The following is a 14660-nucleotide window of genomic DNA, read 5'->3' on the forward strand; positions in this document are numbered from 1 at the left end:
GCGGATTTGCCTGTCGCCGCGCTTTCGGCTATGCGCCCCGCCTTCCCCGGCACTCCGCCCGGGGAATCGCGGGAGGCGGAGCTATCGCCCTGCCGTTCGAACCGCTAAACTTGAAAGAGAGTGAGACCGCCACATGGCAAAAAAGATTACCGGCTATATCAAGCTGCAGGTTCCTGCAGGCAAGGCCAACCCCTCCCCGCCGATCGGCCCTGCGCTGGGTCAGCGCGGCGTCAACATCATGGAATTCTGCAAGGCGTTCAACGCATCGACCGGCGACCAGGAAGTCGGCACGCCGCTGCCGACCGTGATCACCGTCTATGCCGACCGTTCGTTCTCGTTCGAGACCAAGACGCCGCCGGCATCGTACCTCATCAAGAAGGCCGCCAACATCAAGTCGGGCTCGAAGGAGCCGGGCAAGGTTTCGGGTGGCAAGATCTCGCGCGCCCAGCTCGCCGATATCGCGACCGCGAAGATGAAGGACCTCAACGCCAACGATCTCGAAGCCGCAACGCGGATCATCGAAGGCAGCGCCCGCGCAATGGGCCTCGAAGTGGTGGAGGGCTGAGCTCATGGCATTCGTAAGCAAGAAGCAGAAGGCCATCACGATCGATCGTGAGAAGCTCCACGGCGTCGACGAAGCGATCGCCCTCGCCAAGTCGGGCGCGACCTCGAAGTTCGACGAGACGATCGAAGTCGCGCTGAACCTCGGCGTCGATCCGCGTCACGCCGACCAGATGGTCCGCGGCGTCGTCACGCTGCCCAAGGGCACCGGCAAGACCGTTCGCGTCGGCGTGTTCGCCAAGGGCGCAAAGGCTGACGAAGCCCGTGCGGCTGGCGCCGACGTCGTCGGTGCAGAAGACCTGATGGAGCTCGTCCAGGGCGGCACGATCGATTTCGATCGCTGCATCGCGACCCCGGACATGATGGGCATCGTCGGTCGTCTCGGCAAGATCCTGGGTCCGAAGGGCCTGATGCCGAACCCGAAGCTCGGCACCGTGACGATGAACGTCGCTGCGGCGGTCGAAGCTGCCAAGGGCGGCCAGATCGAATATCGCGTCGAGAAGGCCGGCATCATCCACTCGGGCATCGGCAAGGCGTCGTTCCCGGCGGAAGACCTGCGCGCTAACTTCGACGCACTCGTCGACGCGATCGTGAAGGCCAAGCCGACCGGCGCCAAGGGCAAGTATGTCAAGAAGGTCGCCGTCAGCTCGACGATGGGCGCCGGCATCAAGGTCGACGTCGCCGAGGTTTCGGCCGCTTAAATCTTTCGAGATTTTTGCGACAAGATCGAGGGCCGGGGGAAACCCCGGCCCTTTTCTGTGCCTAAGCCCCTCCCCTTCAGGGGAGGGGTTGGGGTGGGGCCGTGCCGCGAGTCAGGCACCGCCCCTCTCGGTGAGACCTCCCCCACCCCCATCCCCTCCCCTGAAGGGGAGGGGCGGACGGGATTGCGACCGTGATTTGCAATTCCCCGGGACCTGCGCTACATAGGCATTGCTACTTTCGCAAATCGACGGTCTAGGGCGCTTTGCGGCACCATCTTCCTTCTTTCTCTGCTGATTTCGGCAACCGCCGACGCGGCTCTTCGCGTCGGCCCATCAAGAAGGATCATGTTATGACCATCGGAACCGTAAAGTTTTTCAACGCAGACAAGGGCTATGGCTTCATCGCGCCTGAAGGCGGCGGCGAAGACGCGTTCGTGCACATCACGGCCGTCGAGCGCGCCGGCATGGCGACGCTCGATAAGGACCAGCGCGTCCAGTACGAGCTCGAGCAGGACAAGCGCGGCAAGATGTCGGCTGTGAACCTGCAGCACGCCTAATCGCGTCTGCTACAAGAAAGGGCGGTCCGGTTCTCCGGACCGCCCTTTTTTTGTGCCTAGCGCAAGGCGGCTGCAACCGCGGGCGCGCAGGCGAAGCTCTGCGGTGCCGCGCCGCCCGCCGAAGGATCGGTCTTGGTCAGCCCGAGCGCCTGGCCGATCGAGCGCCCGAGCACCTTCAGCACGCCGCCCGCGCTCGGTTTGTCCTTCGCGCCGATCCCCGCCACCGCGATGCTCGGCTCGCTCAGCGTCCCGCCGATGCGGATCGGGTCGGTGATGCGCAGCAGCGCGCGGCTCTTGGTCGTCCCCGCCAGCGTCAGATCGATCCGCTCGCCATCGAGCACGATCCGCCCCGCCCCGCGCCCGACCGAGCTGCCCGTATCGATCTCGAGCGGACGCGGCACCAGCACGCCGTTCGTCCCGCGAAAATCGGCGACGAGGCATTGCAGCGGGACGGTATCGCTCGGCCCGCCGATCGCATGCGCGATCGCACCGCTCAGGCTTTGCCCGAGCACATCGGCGATCATCCGCTGGACATGCCCCTGCGTCGCGACGATCGCCGCCTTGCCGCTGCCATGCGCGAGCGCGTCGCGCACCGTCTCGCCCTGCCCGCTGAGCACGATATGCCCGCGCACTTCGCCGCCGAGCATGTCGGGCTTACCGACCAACCGTTCGAGCCTCAGCCCGGCGAGCCGCATGTCGATCGCAAGCTTGGGCAGCCCGCTGCGATGATCGACGCGGAGCGTGCACGTCATCCGCCCGTTCGCCAGCGTTGCGACGACATCGCTGACGGTCAGCCTACGATTGTCGAGGTTGAGCGTGCCCGACAGGCTCTGGAATACTGTACCGTCCTTCGACAGCAGGCGGTCGGCGGCGAAGCGGATCGTCCCATCGGTCTTCCACAGCTTCGACAGATCGATCCGCGTCGGCGGGATCACGCGCGGGCCGATCCGCGCGAGTCGCGCCGCCGATTCGGCGCGGCCCTGGCTGTCGGCGAGATCGTCGAAATCGAATTGCGACGCGTGGATCCGCGCATCGATCGCGGTGCGGATGCCATATTTGTGGACAGTCGCCCGGCCCGCAAAGCGCGAGCGGCCGATCGTGCCAGCGAGCCGGTCGACATACCAGTCGCGCACGTCGTGGCGGATCGTGCCGTTGAGGTCGATCGGCTGCGTGCCGAACAGCCCCGCCTCGATCAGATAGTCGAGGTTCTTGAGCGTTGGCGCCTGCGCGCGGATCGTCGCGGTGAAATGGCGCGTATCGAGCACGCCCTGCGCGGTGCCTTGCGCCGAGAAATCAAGCGCCGACGAGGAAAGCTTCACCGCAAACGGATACGGCGCGGTCGGGTCGATCCCCGCGATCCGGCCGCCGGTCAGCGCGAGCGTCGCGGGCGTCTCGCGGAAGCTACCCTTAGCCGACAGCCGCAGCCCCTGCGTCGCATCGACCGTCAGCGGCCCGGCGACGATCAGCTGGCGCTTGGCATCGCGCAGCACAATCTGCGTGTTGGTGACGCTAAGATCGGACAGGCTCGGGCGGCTCGTCCCGCCTTGCTTTGACTTGGCGCCATCGGGCTGCCAGTTGGCGCGACCACTCGCATCACGGACGAAGGCGATGCGCGCGCCATCGATCGCGACGCGATCTGGGCGAAAGCGCCCGGTCAGCAGAGCGAGCATCGGCACACGCACCCGTACGGTGGAAACCCGCACGAAATCCCCCTGCCCCGCCCAGGCCGGCTGCGCGATCCGGACATCGCGCAGCGCGACCACCGGCGTGTAGGAGAACAGGCCGTCGCGCGTCACCGAGCCGATTTCGACCTTGGTATGGAGCGCGGCCGATACGCGATTCTCGACCACGCCGCGCAGCAGCCCGACCGGAAACGCTCCGAGCGCCAGCACGACCACGCCGATCGCCACGAGCAAGGCGGCGCCGATCGCGAGCGCTGGACGGCGCCAGCGCTGCGGACGGTGGGCGGATGGCGGCGTGGGGTCTGAAGGAGTCGTCACGCGTCTGAAACCCAGACACGCTCGGATTGTTGCAGCGCCGATATGATTTGCCGGTCCATGGCTGCGGAAACCGCAACCGCGTATCCGACGCCCTTCCCCGCGCACGCAAAATCACGCTAGCGCCGGGAGCCGACGCCGCCGCGACACGTTGGCCGCTGGAAGGAGAAACCGCCGCGATGCCGCATGCCAGCCAGATCGTCGAATGTACCGGGCCCGAATCCCCCCACGCCTTCGACATCATCCCGCTCCAGCCGCGCAACGGCGCGCTCGATGCGGCGTGCCCCGTCTGCAAGGGCCACGGCCAGTGGAACGTCGAGATCGACCTGGTCAGCTTCCGCAGCAAGCGCGCGATCTGCAATCGGTGCCTGGGCGCGGGCTGGATCGAGACCGGCAGCGATCCGCTCGGGGTACCCGATATCGAACTCGACGCGACCGGCCATCCGCGCTGGTACACGCGGATCGTGCCGGCCGTGCCGGAGGAATCGTAACTCCCCCTTCCGTCACCCCGGCCCTGTGCCGGGGTCCACCGGGATGCACGCACCACGACGCCAGCGCGCGCGTCACAGTAGGCCCCGGGACAAGCCCGGGGTGACGGTCAGGCGGGCGGACTAAGCGACGACCTTGTCGAACGCGGTGCAGAACGCCTTCATCTCGGCGCTCGAGCCGACGGTCACGCGGCTCACCGTCGGCCAGATCGGCCACGACCGCCCGATCTCGACGCTCTGCTTGCGGAACGCCGCCTGCATGTCCTTGGCCTGCTTGGTCTTCCAGTCGATCATGAACATGTTGGCGTTGGTCGGAAACACCGTCACGCCGCGCGCCTTGAGGTGATCGAGCGTCAGCCCGCGCGCGCTCTGCATCTCGGCGCGGCGTGCGGCGATCAGCGGGGCGGCGGTCAGGCTCGCGGTCGCGCACGCCAGGCTGGTGACGGGCAAGGCGCCCGACTGCATCCCGCCGTCATAGCGCATCATCTTGGTGAGATTGGCGGGGTTGGTGATGACATAGCCCATCCGCAGCCCGGCCATGCCGAACAGCTTGGAAAAGGTCCGCATCACGATCACGTCGGGATGCTTCACCGCCAGATAGGAGGCGACTGGCACGCCCGCGAAATGCGTATAGGCCTCGTCGATCAGCACCATCGATCCGGCCGGCTTGTTGGCGATCAGCCATTCGATATCGGCGAGCGGGGTGATCGTGCCCGTCGGGTTGTTGGGCGTGCAGATGTAATAGAGCCCGGCATCGGGGTTGGCGGCGAGCATCGCCTTGACGTCGTGCGTATACTCGGCGGTCAGCGGCACCGCCTTGACCGACGCGCCGAGCCAGGCAGCGGTGCGCCCGGCAAGTTCGAAGGTCGGGTCGGCGGTGACTAGGCCCTTGGTCGGCGAGCAATAGGTCACGACCGCGCGGCACAGTGGATCGCTCGATCCCGGCCAGGGCGCGACATGGTCGAAGGGCACGGCCTCGACCGCCATCACCGCCTTGATGAAATCGCTGCGGTCATCGTGCGGGGAATAGCGATTCCCCATTCCGATCATCGCGGCGGCGGCCTTCTGTCCCGGCGCGAGCGGGCCGGTCCAGCATTCGTTCGCGCCGATGCGGACCTTGGCGGTCGGCGCCGGATCGGGAACGCCGCCCGAGGCGAAGGCCGGACGTCCGACCGACGCCGCGAGCGCGCCGACGCCGAACACCGCGGCGATCCGCGCAAGGTCGCGCCGCGCAAAGCCACGGGTGAGCAGATCGTCCTGCGCCTCGGCGCCGAGCGGTGCGGTGGTGATGCTGTCTTCGGTCATTGAATCGGCCCCTGCTTTAAGCGGATATCGATTCCGTCCTGCATGGACTCGTGCGGTCCTTGGGGCCGAGTGTTCCGCAGTTTTGAAACGAAAGCTATAGGCCACCGAAGAAAAACTGCCCTTCCGTCATCCAAGCGAAAGCTGGTGTGACGATCAGGCGGGCGTTGACTTTCCCCCATCATCGGCTAAAGCCCGCGCTCTCCCGTCACGCCTCGGCGCGGCGGGACCGTCCAAGACAGTAGGTGATCGGGATCTGCCCGGTCTTAATTTCCTGCCGAGACGGGGACCAGGATTACAACCGCTCTCGGCCCAGCCGCGACCGGTCTGCCGCCCTCCTTCAAAAGGGGCGACGCTCCCATTCCCCATCGCTGGACAATTCCGGGTGCAACAGCGCCCGGTTTGTAACCGGTCTTGTCGTGCAAACGGCAAGGCCAAACGTGGAGAATGGCATGGATCGCGCTCAAAAGACCGAGCTCGTCGCCGAGCTGAACCACAATTTTGCCGAAGTCGGCGTGGTGGTCGTCACCCGCAACCTCGGCATGACGGTGGCTCAGTCGACCAAGCTGCGGAACGCAATGCGGGACGCAGGGGCGAGCTACAAGGTCTCGAAGAACAAGCTTGCCAAGATCGCACTGGCCGACACCGACTATGCTTCGTTGAGCGACCTGCTCACCGGGCCGGTCGGTCTGGCCAGCTCCATCGACCCCGTCGCGGCCGCCAAGGTGGCCGTCGACTTCGCGAAGACGAACGACAAGTTCGAAATCGTTGGTGGTGCGATGGGTGCGACCGTCCTCGACGTAGAAGGCGTCAAGGCACTCGCGACGATGCCGTCGCTGGATGAACTGCGCGCGAAGATCGTGGGCCTCCTGGTTGCTCCTGCAACCAAGCTCGCGACGATCGCCCAGGCGCCAGCAGCACAGCTCGCCCGCGTGCTCGCCGCCTATGCGGAAAAGGACACGGCGGACGCCTGATTTCAGGTGCTTCGAGATTTCAAACCCGAACTGAACTTACTGGAGAATACACATGGCAGACCTGAACGCGCTGGTTGACCAGCTTTCCGCCCTGACCGTCATCGAAGCAGCCGACCTGTCGAAGCTGCTCGAAGAGAAGTGGGGCGTCTCGGCCGCTGCTGCTGTTGCAGCGGCTCCTGCTGCTGGCGGCGGCGCTGCTGCACCGGCTGCTGAAGAGCAGACCGAATTCGACGTCATCCTGACCGGCGACGGCGGCAAGAAGATCAACGTCATCAAGGAAGTCCGTGCGATCACCGCGCTCGGCCTGACCGAAGCCAAGACGCTGGTCGAGTCGGCTCCGAAGGCGATCAAGGAAGGCGTGTCGAAGGACGAAGCCGCCAAGATCAAGGCGCAGCTGGAAGCAGCCGGCGCGACCGTCGAGGTCAAGTGAGCCGCTAGCGGGGTGCGATTTAGCCTCGGCTAAATCGCACCCCGCAAGGCCGGACGGCGCGGCTTGCCGCGTCCGACGTCATGGGCTTTGCCCATGACGGCTTGCCACAGAAAAGGGGCGGCACCGCGAGGTGTCGCCCCTTTTTCGTTTCTTCCGTGCGCCCTAGCCGCCTGTCGCTTCACACCGGAACGGCAGCCCCGCCAACAGCCGCACGCGCCGCTGACGACTCCCCCTCGAGCAACACCTGCCCGCGCCGCTCGGCAATCGCCCGCGCAGCGCGAAGCTGGACCGCCGCGACCGCCACCACCATCACCGGAACGACGAGCGCATCGAGCACCAGCATCGGCCAGAGCACCCAATCGGGCTGCCCCGCCGCATACATGTTGAGCCGCGCATGGACCTGGCTGAACGGCACGCGCATCACCAACCCCAGCGCGAGCGCCCAGAAATACCACCAGCCGGTGACGCGCGCGGAGCGCACCGGTCCATACCCAGTCGTCCCGAGCGCGGCGTTGACGAACCACAGCAGCAGCGCGGGTTCGAGTAGGATCTGCGAGAGGCCGCCGACCGCGCGCAGCGTCATTACGTTCGCGGCGCCGCCCAGACCGAACACCTTGAGGATCGGCTCCGCGTAGATCACCAGCGCGGTCGGCACGAACTGGAACAGGATCACCCAAACATAGCGCCGCAGCGCGAGCCGCGACGGACGCAACGCCGTTCCAATGCTCTGCGTCACCAGATACCGCATCGTGAAGAACGCGACGCTCCACACCATCAGCATCTTGGGCCAGCCGAGCGCCATGCGGATCGGCTGCAGCGCTGCGGCGTGGCGCACGGCGGCATCGGGCGAGAAGAAGCCGATCCACACCTCGATGACGTGCTGCGTCAATTCGATCCCGGCCATCAGCACGATCAGCCACGGCAGCGCGCGGAAGACGCGCGCGGTATCGCCGAAAGCGCCGCCCCAGGATGTGAAGAAAGTCCGGATCATGCCTCGTCCCCCTCGAAATGCAGAATGTCCCCCGGCTGGCAGTCGAGCGCCGTGCACAAAGCCTCGAGCGTCGAGAAGCGGATCGCGCGCGCCTTGCCGGTCTTGAGGATCGACAGATTGGCGAGGCTGATATCGACCGCCGCGGCGAGCTCGGTCAGCGTCATTCGGCGTTCGTGCAGCATCGCATCGAGCGTGACGACGACCGGCATCAGACCGTCATCGCCAGATCGTCGCGCATCGCCGCGCCGCGCCGGAAGACATGCGCGAGGACGAACGCCATCAGCACCGAAATCCACCCGCCGAACGAGGGCGACCAGGTCGAGAACTGGACATGCAGCACCGCGAACCACGCGGTGAAGCCGCCCAGCAGCAGGTCGCACAGCTGGATCGCCAGCAGCGCCCAACCGATCGCGCGCAGCCGCGTCGCGTTGACCGCGGTGAAGGGATCCCCCTCGCGCACCGTATCGACGATGCGCAGCAGGTTGCGGAAGACGACGTCGATCGCGATGCCGCAGGGCACCGCCATCACCATCAGCAACCGCAACGCGAGCAGCGCCCCCGCGACGTCGAGCGTCGCCCCGTATTTCGCGATCAAGTGCGTCGACAGCGCAGTGCCGAACAGGAACGAGGCCGGTGTCGCGATCACGAACCCGACGACCGCCAGCAGATTGACGATCAGCATCACGCGCAGGATCGTGCGCGCAAACGTCAGGATACGATCGTCTCCCATCAGCGAATCTCCTTATCGTTTATCGATATGTGATGTATCGATAAACGTAAAGAGCCTTAGCGCGCGGCGGGCACCGCATATTCGATCGCGCTCACCGTATCGTACATCCGCGCGGCGCTATCGATCCGGAACGGCGCGAGCTTGCCCCCTGCCCCGCGATCGACGCCGATGACGTAGGAGCAGGCGGTCTGGCCGCTGCCGCCCGCCCAGTCATACTGCGCATTGACCGTCAGCACGGGGACGAACAGCGCCTTGCCGCCGACCTCCATCACTTCGAGCGTCGCCTTGGGATGCATCGCCATGCCGCCGAGCTCGACCGCTACGCCGGCCGGCAGCTCGAACGGAGTCGTGATCGGCTGCGCGATCGGCGCGGCGAACAGCGCCTCGATCACCGCGTCCTGCTGCGCGCCCGCGCTCAGCAAGCGAATGTCGAGCCGCACGCCCGTCGCCGCAACGTCGCCGGTGTTGCGCAGCACGATCTGATATTCGACCGCGGCGCTCAGCAGATTGGTGCCGGCGCGTTTCGGGGTCAGCTCGAAGGCGATCGAAGCGCGCTTGCTGGCTTCTGCGGCCGGCGCGACCGGCACGGGTGCTGGGGTAGCGGCGACCGCAGCCGCGGCGGGCGCGGCCGGAAGCACGGCTGCGGGCTCGAACGCGTCGGGCTCGACGATCTCAGCCATCTGCTCGTCTTCGTACACTGCGATGTCCTGCGCGGCACGTCGGCGCCACCACAGAGCCAGACCGATCGCGACGATCAGCGCCAGACCACCCCCTACTACAGGCCATAGCCACCCGCTTCCGCTCGCCGCTGGTGCAATCTCTTCGACCGCGACAGCGCTGGCCTGCGGCGTCGGCGTTGGGCTCGGCGTGAGCGACGCCGCGGGCGAAGGTGCTACAGTCAGTGCGACGTCTGGAACCGCCGGAACAACCGGCACGGGCGTTGCGCTGGCACGCGGCACCGGAGTGCGCTCGGGCGCAGGCGTCGCCCGCGCCGTGGGCGTGCTGCGCACAGGCGTCGCGGTCGCGCGCGGTATCGCGGTCGCCCGAACGGTCGGCGTGACAACCGGCGGCGCGACGGTCTCGGTCTCGACCGGACGCGGGTTGGTCGTCGGCTCCGGCGTCGGCGATACGCGCGGCGCGGGCCGGTTCGACGGCAGGCTGAACGAATCGAGCCCCGGAATCGGTTGAGCAGGTACGCTGTTCTGCGCAAGCGATGGGCTGCCAAACGCCGTCAGGCTCGCGGCGATGAGGAGGGAAAAGCGGGTCAAGGGTTTCACCCAGCCGGGCATAGCGATAAAACCCCGGCTGCCAAGGATTGCTGCGCCGAGCGGTTCGCCGCATGGCAACCGATGCCACGCCAACGCGTTGACACGCCCCCGCCCCCTGCCTATATGGCGCATTCCACCCCAACCTTCGGGAAATGATGTGCCGTCGCGCAGTGCATCGATCGTATTGATGGTTGAGGTTTCTCGAGACGCATGAAAGCTGCTGTTTTCCGCTTGCGCGGACAACACGCGGCTTTTTGTCGTTTCCGATTTGCACGCCCGCCCGGTGGATTCCGGGCCGAATTTCAGGCTTGAGGGCAGAAAACTCCATGGCAACCAAGGCAATCGACGGTAGCACGCCCACGCGGCGCGCCGAGAGCGGCACGGCAAAGCGCCGCATCCGCAAGGTGTTTGGCAACATCCACGAAGTGGTGCAGATGCCGAACCTGATCGAGGTTCAGCGCGAATCCTACGAACAGTTCCTCCGCTCCGATCCGTCGATCGGCTATGTCTCGGGTCTCGAGAAGACGCTGCGCAGCGTTTTCCCGATCCGCGATTTCGCCGGCACCGCCGAACTCGACTTCGTCAATTACGAGCTCGAGCCCCCCAAGTTCGACACCGACGAGTGCCGTCAGCGCGGCATCACCTATGCCGCGCCGATGCGCGTCACGCTGCGCCTGATCGTGTTCGAGGTCGATGCCGACACCGATTCGCGTTCGGTCCTCGATATCAAGGAGCAGGACGTCTACATGGGCGACATGCCCCTGATGACGGGCAACGGCACCTTCATCATCAACGGCACCGAGCGTGTCATCGTCTCGCAGATGCACCGTTCGCCGGGCGTGCTGTTCGACCATGACCGCGGCAAGACGCACGCCTCGGGCAAGTATCTCTTCGCGGCGCGCGTGATCCCGTATCGCGGTTCGTGGCTCGATTTCGAGTTCGACGCCAAGGACATCGTCAACGTCCGTATCGATCGCAAGCGCAAGCTGCCCGTAACGGCGCTGCTCTACGCGCTCGGCATGACCGGCGAGGAAATCCTCAACCACTTCTACAACCGCGTGACCTTCGTCCGCGGCCAGGGTGGCTGGATCATCCCGTTTCAGGCCGAGAACTGGCGTGGCCAGAAGCCGATGTACGACATCATCGACGCCAAGACCGGCGAAGTGGTGTTCCCCAACGGCCAGAAGATCAGCCCGCGCGCTGCCAACAAGTCGGCCAAGGACGGTCTCACCGACCTGCTGATCCCGACCGAGGAAATCTTCGGCCGCTACAGCGCCTATGATCTCATCAACGAGACCACCGGCCAGATCTACATCGAAGCCGGCGACGAAGTCTCGGCCGAGAATCTCGAGCTGCTCGACCAGGCCGGGATCGACCGGATCGAACTGCTCGACATCGATCACATCGCGACCGGCGCCTGGATCCGCAACACGCTCAAGGTCGACAAGGCCGAAGAGCGCGAGCAGGCATTGTCCGACATCTACCGCGTGATGCGCCCCGGCGAGCCGCCGACGCTCGAGACCGCAGAGTCGCTGTTCAGCGGCCTGTTCTTCGATCCCGACCGCTACGACCTTTCGGCCGTCGGTCGCGTCAAGCTCAACATGCGCCTCGACCTCGACGCCGAGGACACGGTCACCACGCTGCGCACCGAGGACATCCTCGCGGTCATCAAGACGCTGGTCGATCTGAAGGACGGCAAGGGCGACATCGACGATATCGACAACCTCGGTAACCGTCGTGTCCGTTCGGTCGGCGAGCTGCTCGAGAACCAGTATCGCGTCGGCTTGCTCCGCATGGAGCGCGCCGTGAAGGAGCGTATGTCGTCGGTCGACGTGTCGACGGTGATGCCGAACGACCTGATCAACGCCAAGCCTGCGGTTGCCGCTGTTCGCGAATTCTTCGGCTCGTCGCAGCTGTCGCAGTTCATGGATCAGACCAACCCGCTGTCGGAAGTCACCCACAAGCGTCGCGTGTCGGCCCTTGGACCGGGTGGTCTGACGCGTGAGCGCGCCGGTTTCGAAGTCCGCGACGTTCACCCGACGCACTATGGCCGCATCTGCCCGATCGAGACGCCGGAAGGCCCGAACATCGGTCTGATCAACTCGCTGGCGTCGTTCAGCCGCGTCAACAAGTACGGCTTCATCGAGACTCCGTACCGCAAGGTCGTCGACCACAAGGTCACCGACGACGTCGTCTATCTGTCGGCGATGGAAGAGGCCAAGCACACGATCGCGCAGGCCAACGCCGAGCTCGATTCGTCGAACGGCTTCGTCGAGGAACTGGTCTCGTCGCGTCAGGCGGGCGAATTCCTGATGGCGATCCCCAACAACATCACGTTGATGGACGTCAGCCCCAAGCAGCTCGTCTCGGTCGCCGCATCGCTCATTCCGTTCCTGGAAAACGATGACGCCAACCGCGCGCTGATGGGCTCGAACATGCAGCGTCAGGCCGTGCCGCTCGTCCAGGCCGAGGCGCCGTTCGTCGGCACCGGCATGGAAGAGACCGTCGCACGTGACTCGGGTGCAGCCATCTCCGCACGGCGTGCGGGCGTGGTCGACCAGGTCGATGCAGCGCGTATCGTCATCCGCGCAACCGGCGAGATCGATGCCGGCCAGTCGGGCGTCGACATCTACACGCTGATGAAGTTCCAGCGTTCGAACCAGAACACCTGCATCAACCAGCGTCCGCTGGTGAAGGTGGGCGATGTGATCACCGCCGGCGACGTCCTCGCCGACGGTCCGTCGACCGAGTTCGGTGAGCTCGCGCTCGGCCGTAACACGCTCGTCGCGTTCATGCCGTGGAACGGGTACAACTACGAGGATTCGATCCTCATCTCCGAGCGCATCGTGAAGGACGACGTGTTCACGTCGATCCACATCGAAGAGTTCGAAGTGATGGCGCGCGACACCAAGCTCGGGCCGGAAGACATCACGCGCGACATCCCCAACGTCGGCGAGGAAGCGCTTCGCAACCTCGACGAAGCGGGCATCGTGTACATTGGTGCCGAGGTCGAGCCGGGCGATATTCTCGCCGGCAAGATCACGCCGAAGGGCGAAAGCCCGATGACGCCGGAGGAAAAGCTCCTCCGCGCCATCTTCGGTGAAAAGGCGTCGGACGTGCGCGATACGTCGCTCCGCCTGCCGCCGGGCGTTGCTGGTACCGTCGTCGAGGTCCGGGTGTTCAACCGCCACGGCATCGACAAGGACGAGCGCGCGATGGCGATCGAGCGCGAGGAAATCGAGCGCCTGAAGAAGGACTCGGACGACGAGCGCACCATCCTCAACCGTGCGACCTGGTCGCGCCTGAAGGAAATGCTCACCGGCCAGACCGCGACTGCCGTTCCCAAGAACGGCCCGAAGAAGGGCGTGGTCATCGACCAGGACGTGCTCGATTCGGTCGACCGTCACGAGTGGTGGAAGTTCGCTGTCGCCGACGACAAGACCCAGAGCGATCTGGAAGCGGTCAAGGTGCAGTATGACGACGCCGTCAAGGTGATCGTGGACAAGTTCCAGGATCGTCGCGACAAGCTCGAGCGCGGTGACGAGCTGCCGCCGGGCGTGCTGAAAATGGTCAAGGTCTTCGTCGCGGTGAAGCGCAAGCTGCAGCCGGGCGACAAGATGGCCGGCCGTCACGGCAATAAGGGCGTGATCTCGCGCATTCTGCCGGCGGAGGACATGCCGTTCCTCGCCGACGGTACCCCGGTCGACATCGTGCTCAACCCGCTCGGCGTGCCGTCGCGCATGAACGTCGGTCAGATCTTCGAGACGCATCTCGGCTGGGCTGCCCGTAACCTCGGCCAGCAGATCTACACGCAGCTCGAAGAGTGGCGCGAGGCCAACCCCGAACCCGCAGCGGGCGACATGCCCGACGCGGTCAAGGCACGGCTGCTCGAAGTGTACGGCGAGCATTACGCCGCGGACATCGAGGCACGCGATGCGGGCCAGATCATCGAACTCGCGCAGAACCTGCGGACCGGCGTGCCGATGGGCACCCCCGTGTTCGACGGCGCCCGCGAAGCCGATGTGTCCGACATGCTCGAGCTGGCGGGTCTGCACTCGTCGGGTCAGTCGGAGCTGTTCGACGGTCGCACCGGCGACATGTTCGATCGGCGCGTGACGGTGGGCATCATCTACATGCTCAAGCTCCACCATCTGGTCGACGACAAGATCCACGCCCGGTCGATCGGGCCGTACTCGCTCGTCACGCAGCAGCCGCTGGGTGGTAAGGCGCAGTTCGGTGGTCAGCGCTTCGGCGAGATGGAGGTCTGGGCACTCCAGGCCTACGGCGCGGCGTACACCTTGCAGGAAATGCTCACGGTGAAGTCGGACGACGTGGTCGGGCGCACCAAGGTCTATGAGGCGATCGTCAAGGGTGACGACACGTTCGAGGCCGGCATTCCGGAGAGCTTCAACGTGCTCGTCAAGGAAATGCGCTCGCTGGGTCTGAACATCGAGCTCACCACCACCGAGCAGTTCGACACCGACGGCGTCGCGATCGCGGCGGAGTAACATGCCGGCCTAGCCCTATCCCGCCTTCGCGGGAGAGGGTTGGGTGAGGGCCTTCTTCTCTTCGGACGTGTGAAGAGAAGAAGACCCTCACCGGCTTCGACTAGGGCCGCGGGAAGACCGCGACCCTAGTCTGCGCAGCCTCTCCCGCGAAAG

13 protein-coding genes are annotated in these 14660 nt (G+C 65.6%); 7 read left to right on the forward strand and 6 right to left on the reverse strand.

Translation table 11 applies throughout. From position 1 onward, the window contains the following. Positions 1-133 precede the first annotated feature (133 nt). The 3 genes from rplK to EAH76_RS00990 all read left to right on the forward strand — a co-directional run bounded on the left by rplK (position 134) and on the right by EAH76_RS00990 (position 1819). Positions 134-565 carry a 50S ribosomal protein L11 gene (gene rplK / locus EAH76_RS00980; protein ID WP_133190050.1) on the forward strand — a complete coding sequence of 144 codons (432 nt, stop codon included), beginning with the start codon at positions 134-136 and terminating at the stop codon, positions 563-565. A gap of 4 nt (positions 566-569) precedes the next feature. After that, positions 570-1262, forward strand: coding sequence for a 50S ribosomal protein L1 (gene rplA, locus EAH76_RS00985; RefSeq protein ID WP_140846844.1), 693 nt, complete (start codon positions 570-572; stop codon positions 1260-1262). A gap of 350 nt (positions 1263-1612) precedes the next feature. Next, on the forward strand, positions 1613-1819 hold the full coding sequence (locus tag EAH76_RS00990; protein ID WP_133190054.1) for a cold-shock protein: 207 nt from the start codon (positions 1613-1615) through the stop codon (positions 1817-1819). Between the two features lie 56 nt (positions 1820-1875). On the opposite strand, the gene EAH76_RS00995 is transcribed toward EAH76_RS00990, so the two are convergent. Next, a complete protein-coding gene (locus EAH76_RS00995; protein ID WP_140846846.1) occupies positions 1876-3819 on the reverse strand; it encodes an AsmA family protein in 1944 nt (647 codons plus the stop codon). Between the two features lie 176 nt (positions 3820-3995). Here EAH76_RS00995 and EAH76_RS01000 point away from each other — a divergent pair, with 176 nt between their 5' ends. Further along, the gene (locus EAH76_RS01000) at positions 3996-4307 is read left to right on the forward strand and encodes a hypothetical protein (protein WP_140846847.1); all 312 of its coding nucleotides are present in this window, start codon (positions 3996-3998) and stop codon (positions 4305-4307) included. 120 nt (positions 4308-4427) lie between these two features. Here the strand turns inward: EAH76_RS01000 and EAH76_RS01005 are convergent, their stop codons facing one another. Further along, positions 4428-5609, reverse strand: a complete 1182-nt coding sequence (locus EAH76_RS01005; protein WP_140846849.1) for a pyridoxal phosphate-dependent aminotransferase — start codon at positions 5607-5609, stop codon at positions 4428-4430. A 449-nt stretch (positions 5610-6058) separates the two neighbouring features. Between EAH76_RS01005 and rplJ the strand changes: the two genes are divergently transcribed. Further along, positions 6059-6580, forward strand: coding sequence for a 50S ribosomal protein L10 (gene rplJ, locus EAH76_RS01010; RefSeq protein WP_140846850.1), 522 nt, complete (start codon positions 6059-6061; stop codon positions 6578-6580). A gap of 52 nt (positions 6581-6632) precedes the next feature. Next, on the forward strand, positions 6633-7010 hold the full coding sequence (rplL, locus tag EAH76_RS01015; RefSeq protein WP_010183774.1) for a 50S ribosomal protein L7/L12: 378 nt from the start codon (positions 6633-6635) through the stop codon (positions 7008-7010). A gap of 178 nt (positions 7011-7188) precedes the next feature. Here the strand turns inward: rplL and EAH76_RS01020 are convergent, their stop codons facing one another. Genes EAH76_RS01020 through EAH76_RS24375 form a run of 4 tightly spaced genes read right to left on the reverse strand, consistent with a single transcriptional unit; the run spans position 7189 to position 10008 of the window. Next, positions 7189-8001 (reverse strand): hypothetical protein, encoded by an 813-nt coding sequence (locus EAH76_RS01020; RefSeq protein ID WP_140846853.1) that lies wholly within the window; start codon positions 7999-8001, stop codon positions 7189-7191. Further along, the gene (locus tag EAH76_RS01025; protein WP_140846855.1) at positions 7998-8210 is read right to left on the reverse strand and encodes a helix-turn-helix domain-containing protein; all 213 of its coding nucleotides are present in this window, start codon (positions 8208-8210) and stop codon (positions 7998-8000) included. Before EAH76_RS01025 ends, EAH76_RS01020 begins: the two co-directional genes overlap by 4 nt. Further along, positions 8210-8731 (reverse strand): DUF2975 domain-containing protein, encoded by a 522-nt coding sequence (locus tag EAH76_RS01030; protein ID WP_241659484.1) that lies wholly within the window; start codon positions 8729-8731, stop codon positions 8210-8212. Before EAH76_RS01030 ends, EAH76_RS01025 begins: the two co-directional genes overlap by 1 nt. Before the next feature lie 56 nt (positions 8732-8787). Beyond that, complete coding sequence (locus tag EAH76_RS24375) at positions 8788-10008, reverse strand: hypothetical protein (RefSeq protein ID WP_241659485.1); 1221 nt, start codon at positions 10006-10008, stop codon at positions 8788-8790. Between the two features lie 317 nt (positions 10009-10325). Here EAH76_RS24375 and rpoB point away from each other — a divergent pair, with 317 nt between their 5' ends. After that, complete coding sequence (gene rpoB, locus EAH76_RS01040) at positions 10326-14507, forward strand: DNA-directed RNA polymerase subunit beta (RefSeq protein WP_140846858.1); 4182 nt, start codon at positions 10326-10328, stop codon at positions 14505-14507. Positions 14508-14660 lie beyond the last annotated feature (153 nt).

Origin of the sequence: Sphingomonas glacialis (assembly GCF_006439055.1) — a bacterium.
Taxonomy (GTDB): Bacteria; Pseudomonadota; Alphaproteobacteria; order Sphingomonadales; family Sphingomonadaceae; genus Sphingomonas; species Sphingomonas glacialis_A.